Source organism: Photobacterium sp. OFAV2-7 (assembly GCF_022347985.1).
Lineage (GTDB): Bacteria > Pseudomonadota > Gammaproteobacteria > Enterobacterales > Vibrionaceae > Photobacterium.
In genome coordinates, this window is record NZ_JAKRFQ010000355.1 from 1 (window position 1) to 4,890 (window position 4,890).

The window sequence follows — 4,890 nt, forward strand, 5'->3', positions numbered from 1 at the left end:
AACCTGCTCCTTGATGATTTCCTCAGTGCTAACCAGGTTGGCAATCCACTGTTTTTCAACCTCAATGATCTTTGCCCGGTAACTGATATCAAGCCAGGCCTGGATAACTCTTGCAGCCAGTGAGTTTCTCGCATATTGATAGTCAAGCTCGCTGGCTTGCGTATTGGCCATAGCCGCATCACTGGCATCCGCTAACCTTCCCCACACATCCAGCTCCCAGCTCATATCCAGTGAGAGCGTCTGCTGCGAAGTTGTTTGCCCCTGCTTAGAACGCTGACCTTCAAACTTGGCATTCACCGTAGGACGATCATTGATATCAGCCTGATATTGCAATAATCGGGCTTCTTCAAGTCGAATGGCGGTAAGTCGCAAGTCATAGTTTGCAGCCAGCGTCTGCTCGACGAGTTGCACTACTGACTCTTGCTCGATCAGGGCCAGCAACTGGCTAGGGAATTCAGCATTTACATACTCATCAGCAGCCTGCCAGTTGGCCGGAATATCTACCTCAGCTTCTCGCTCAGAAAACGGTTGATTTGAATTGATAGTGCTACAACCGCCTAATAGCACCACAAGAGACAAAGACATCACTGTCTTCGTAAGATTAAACCCTTTCATCATGATCCCTGAAGCTAACGATAGAGGGTTTATATAGGGTTAAGAGTAAATAGCGGGTGAATGCAGATGCGCTTGCTCAGAAATAAAGCAACTGCTCCATTTAAAGGCAATGTTAAGGTCAATAAGAAGTTCGCTTAATAGTCGGTAGTGTTAATCACCAGGCACGTTATTCGTCCCCAAGCAACACCGTAATAAATTAATCACTATCCCGTTAAAAGTAATTCTCTAATCTATTAACCATTACCAGAAATTAACACTACCAAGATGTTGAAACTATCACGGCTACAGTACATTTTAATGAATGCCGTTTAAAACATTGCAACGAATCCCTTCTAATTATTAAAAAAGCTCATTTACAAACAACTCTGGCCTGTAATTTGCTGAATGTACATTAACTTTAGTTACCAACGAAGACTGCGTGTCGACAAGTGAGCATTCACCTTAACAGGCTGCAAACATCGCCAAGGTTTATGGTTTTGAGATATGAAAAATTGATGGGAGAAAAACTATGATGGCTAAGCGTTCCAGATCAAATAAAAGGACTGATACCGGCTGGCTCGATCATCTTGTGAATGTCGAAGACAGAATACATAGGCAGCAGGAATGGCTGAAATGTCATGGCCAGCCTTTAGTCACTTTCACCGTTAAAATACCGAACAACATCGACAATAATGCCCTCTCACACACTATTTTCGATCAGGGTATTGATGCTCTCTACAATGCCTGTTCCGAGCGAGGTTGGACGGTAACAACCAGGCAAATTCTCTACAAGCCGACAGGGCCAGAAGCCATTTTTGTTATTGATACTCCCTCAGCCAGCCTTCTCAAGGCAGCAATGATAAAAATAGAACATTCACATAAGCTCGGTCAGCTTATGGATTTGAATGTCACCGATACTGACGGACACACAATTTCCAGAGCAGGTTGCCAGATGCCAAGAAGAAAGTGTCTGGTTTGCGGTAGAGACAAAGATATTTTCGATCACTCCCATCACCATGGGCTTAAAGAGCACATATCAAAAGTCAAAGAGATAGCCAGCAGTGTTTAAAGGATATTCCTTAGCTAAGCACCAACTTAACTGTAAACATCACCTTAATTAAGCCTCTTGAATACGGTCTGTAGTCAAGAGGCCTAACGGTTCCTAGCGGGGATACTCAGCACGATTAATAGGTAGACAGCAGGCTATTGTTGCTGCCAAAATCATTCTCCACTAAGCCATCGGCATCCGGATCATTTTCCCACACGTTATCATTGAGCAAATACCGAAATTGATAGTTTTGGTTTTTCCCAAGCCTCACTTTATATTTAAATGTTTTTGTTCGCTTATTTAACGACATCGGCTTCACTTCCCACTGGTTGAAATCAGCGACAAGGGAAATCGCTTCAATATCATCGACTGGCCATTCGAATGTCACTTCCACTTCATCTTTCGTTTTAAATACTCGTTTCTTAATCATGTTGATTCCTTTCACCCATAACAAACTTAAATAATAACCAAGCAGCTTATTTCATCAACAGTTATTTTATCGCCAATAAAATTAACCAATTATTAACCACCATTTTGGACTTAGTTGCAGTAATACAGTGCAGATGACCACAAAACTAACACTTTAGTGGTGCACGCCTTGCACCATAATAGTCCCAACGTTTTAATTACTCCATCACGAAGACCTACCCACCAAAAACAAACAAAATAGCAGTAGATTTAATCACCAGATGATATAAACCCAGAGAATAAAACCAATCTCGACAAAAGTATTGATGCGTTTATTTTTTGGCACACTGATTGCTATGTTAAATACGAGAATATAATAATTCCGTTAGAAACAACGTCATTTGTTTAAAGGCAGTGGTAACCATTATTAGAAGATACTTTACAACACTAATAAAAATATAAACCCATTTATTTAGCACTACAGACAGGATGTCATAATGAAAAAATCGAGATATTTCTCCTCAACACTTATTGCGTCGTCATTATTCTTGGCTTGCGCTTCCTCCAGCGTTTTGGCTGCTTCCAATGACAGCTCGAGCACTTTGAAAAAGGTTCATTCAGCAGGCGTACTCAAGTGCGGTGTCAGCACCGGGCTACCGGGGTTTTCCAGCACCGATGCGAAAGGCAAATGGGAAGGCATTGATGTTGAATTCTGCCGCGCCGTTGCCTCCGCGGTATTGAAAGATGCCAGCAAAGTCCAATTTATTCCACTGACGGCAAAAGAGCGATTTACCGCTCTCCAATCAGGAGAAATTGACGTACTTTCCAGGAACACCACATGGACACTTCAACGAGATAGCGCCCTTGGGATTAATTTTGTCGGGGTGAACTACTATGACGGCCAGGGCTTCATGGTCAGCAAAGAGTTAGGCATAAGCTCAGCCAAAGAGTTAGATGGTGCATCCGTCTGTATCCAGTCTGGCACCACGACTGAGTTAAACCTTGCAGACTATTTTCGTGCAAACGGTATGAGTTTCAAGCCAGTGGTATTTGATACGTCAGATCAAACCGCAAAAGGCTTTGAGGCCGGTCGCTGCGACGTTCTGACTTCCGATCAATCCCAACTCTATGCCCTGCGTATCAAGTTGTCGGATCCGACATCAGCGGTTGTCCTGCCCGAAGTCATCTCGAAAGAACCACTTGGCCCCGTTGTACGCCAAGGCGACGACAAGTGGTTCAACATAGTTAAGTGGACGCTCAGCCTGATGGTCAATGCCGAAGAATACGGCGTATCCCAGCAAAATGTTGAAACCATGATGAAATCCAAAGACCCCAATGTCCGCCGCCTGCTTGGACTCGATGGTCCCAAAGGCACGGGTCTTGGCCTAACTGATGACTGGTCTTATCAAGTGATTAAGCAAGTTGGCAACTATGGCGAGAGCTTTGACCGTACGGTAGGTACCAACTCGCCCTTAAAGATAGCTCGCGGTCTGAACGCATTATGGAAAGAAGGCGGCATCATGTACGCACCACCAGTTCGCTAAGCAATATGCATTCTTTTGGCAGCTCGGGATGGGGAGCGATCCCCATCCGCCAACAAGCCCATGTTCCAACACATGGGCTAAATCTCGGTAGAATCAACAGGGTAGTCGTATGGCATTAAGTGAAGCAGGATTTGATTCTGTCAGTCAGAAAAACACAGCTCTTCAGAGCAACAAAGCACGAGGCAGCAATGCTCGTGGCAACAAGATAAACAATCCGACTCCTGAACGGGACGAAATCACGCTACCTAACCGCCTCCAACAACCTTTCAGTGTGCGGTCGTTAGCTTATCATCCAGGCTTTAGAGCCTTCTTTTTTCAAACCTTGCTCATTGCTTGTGTGGGAGCGTTCCTCTACACCATCATTGGCAATGCTTTGGATAATCTCGATCAGAGAGGTATTGCAACAGGCTTTGACTTTCTGGACCAAACGGCAGGCTTTGGGATCGGGATGTCACTCATTGAGTATGACGAGACCTATACTTACGGCCACACATTTTTAGTCGGACTGTTAAATACCGCTCTGGTTGCCGTATTGGGAATATTATTCGCCACTATAGTCGGCTTTATCATAGGCGTTGCCCGATTATCAAACAACTGGTTGCTCAACCGTCTGGCCAGTGTCTATATCGAAGTATTTCGAAATATTCCGCTACTGCTGCAGATCTTATTTTGGTATTTCGTGGTACTACAGGCGCTTCCGTCCCCACGACAGAGCCTGGCAATCGGTGAGGCCGCCTTCCTCAATGTTCGAGGGCTATTTCTCCCAGCCCCCTTGTTCGAATCAGGCTATCAGATAGTGGTTGCAGCACTGGTGATCGCCATTAACATTGCGGTGGTCATCCACCTCTGGGCTCACCGTCAGCAACGAGACAAAGGGCTACAAATCCCTGCCTGGCGATACTCGTTAGGGGTAATAGTGATCATACCTAGCCTTGTCTATCTCATGGCAGGTCAACCCATCAGTCTGGAATACCCAGAGCTTAAGGGGTTCAACTTCAGGGGCGGTATCAACATCATGCCAGAGCTCTTTGCGCTGTTGATTGCGCTTTGTATCTATACTGCTGCATTTATCGCTGAGATTGTTCGCTCAGGTATCAATGCTGTCAGTCATGGTCAAACTGAGGCCGCCGGTTCGTTAGGGCTGAAAACCAATCATACTTTACGTCTGATTGTCATTCCCCAGGCAATGCGGGTAATTGTCCCTCCCCTAACCAGCCAATACCTCAACTTGGTGAAAAACTCTTCTCTGGCCATGGCCATCGGCTATCCCGATCTCGTATCAGTTTTTGCCGGAGA

The 4,890-nt window shown here is 45.2% G+C and carries 5 protein-coding genes; 3 read left to right on the plus strand and 2 right to left on the minus strand.

What is annotated here, in order from left to right; all coding sequences use genetic code 11:
* Positions 1 to 585: TolC family protein (locus tag MHN01_RS16585; protein ID WP_239412358.1), on the minus strand; the 585-nt coding region annotated here is incomplete at its 3' end.
* Between the two features lie 538 nt (positions 586 to 1,123).
* Between MHN01_RS16585 and citX the strand changes: the two genes are divergently transcribed.
* The gene (citX, locus tag MHN01_RS16590) at positions 1,124 to 1,663 is read left to right on the plus strand and encodes a citrate lyase holo-[acyl-carrier protein] synthase (RefSeq protein ID WP_239412359.1); all 540 of its coding nucleotides are present in this window, start codon (positions 1,124 to 1,126) and stop codon (positions 1,661 to 1,663) included.
* A gap of 115 nt (positions 1,664 to 1,778) precedes the next feature.
* Here the strand turns inward: citX and MHN01_RS16595 are convergent, their stop codons facing one another.
* Entirely contained in the window at positions 1,779 to 2,072 is a 294-nt protein-coding gene (locus MHN01_RS16595; RefSeq protein WP_239412360.1) for an isoamylase early set domain-containing protein, read from the minus strand.
* Positions 2,073 to 2,547: 475 nt separating this feature from the next.
* Here MHN01_RS16595 and MHN01_RS16600 point away from each other — a divergent pair, with 475 nt between their 5' ends.
* Positions 2,548 to 3,594: an amino acid ABC transporter substrate-binding protein gene (locus tag MHN01_RS16600; protein WP_239412361.1), complete on the plus strand. Its 1,047-nt coding sequence runs from the start codon at positions 2,548 to 2,550 to the stop codon at positions 3,592 to 3,594.
* Positions 3,595 to 3,703: 109 nt separating this feature from the next.
* The coding region (locus MHN01_RS16605; RefSeq protein WP_239412362.1) for an amino acid ABC transporter permease at positions 3,704 to 4,890 on the plus strand (1,187 nt) is incomplete at its 3' end.

Excerpts from the sequence above, each read along its gene's own strand:
- citX (WP_239412359.1), top strand. The coding sequence starts at position 1,124 with ATGATGGCTAAGCGTTCCAGATCAAATAAAAGGACTGATACCGGCTGG.
- MHN01_RS16600 (WP_239412361.1), top strand. The coding sequence starts at position 2,548 with ATGAAAAAATCGAGATATTTCTCCTCAACACTTATTGCGTCGTCATTA.
- MHN01_RS16595 (WP_239412360.1), bottom strand. The coding sequence starts at position 2,072 with ATGATTAAGAAACGAGTATTTAAAACGAAAGATGAAGTGGAAGTGACA.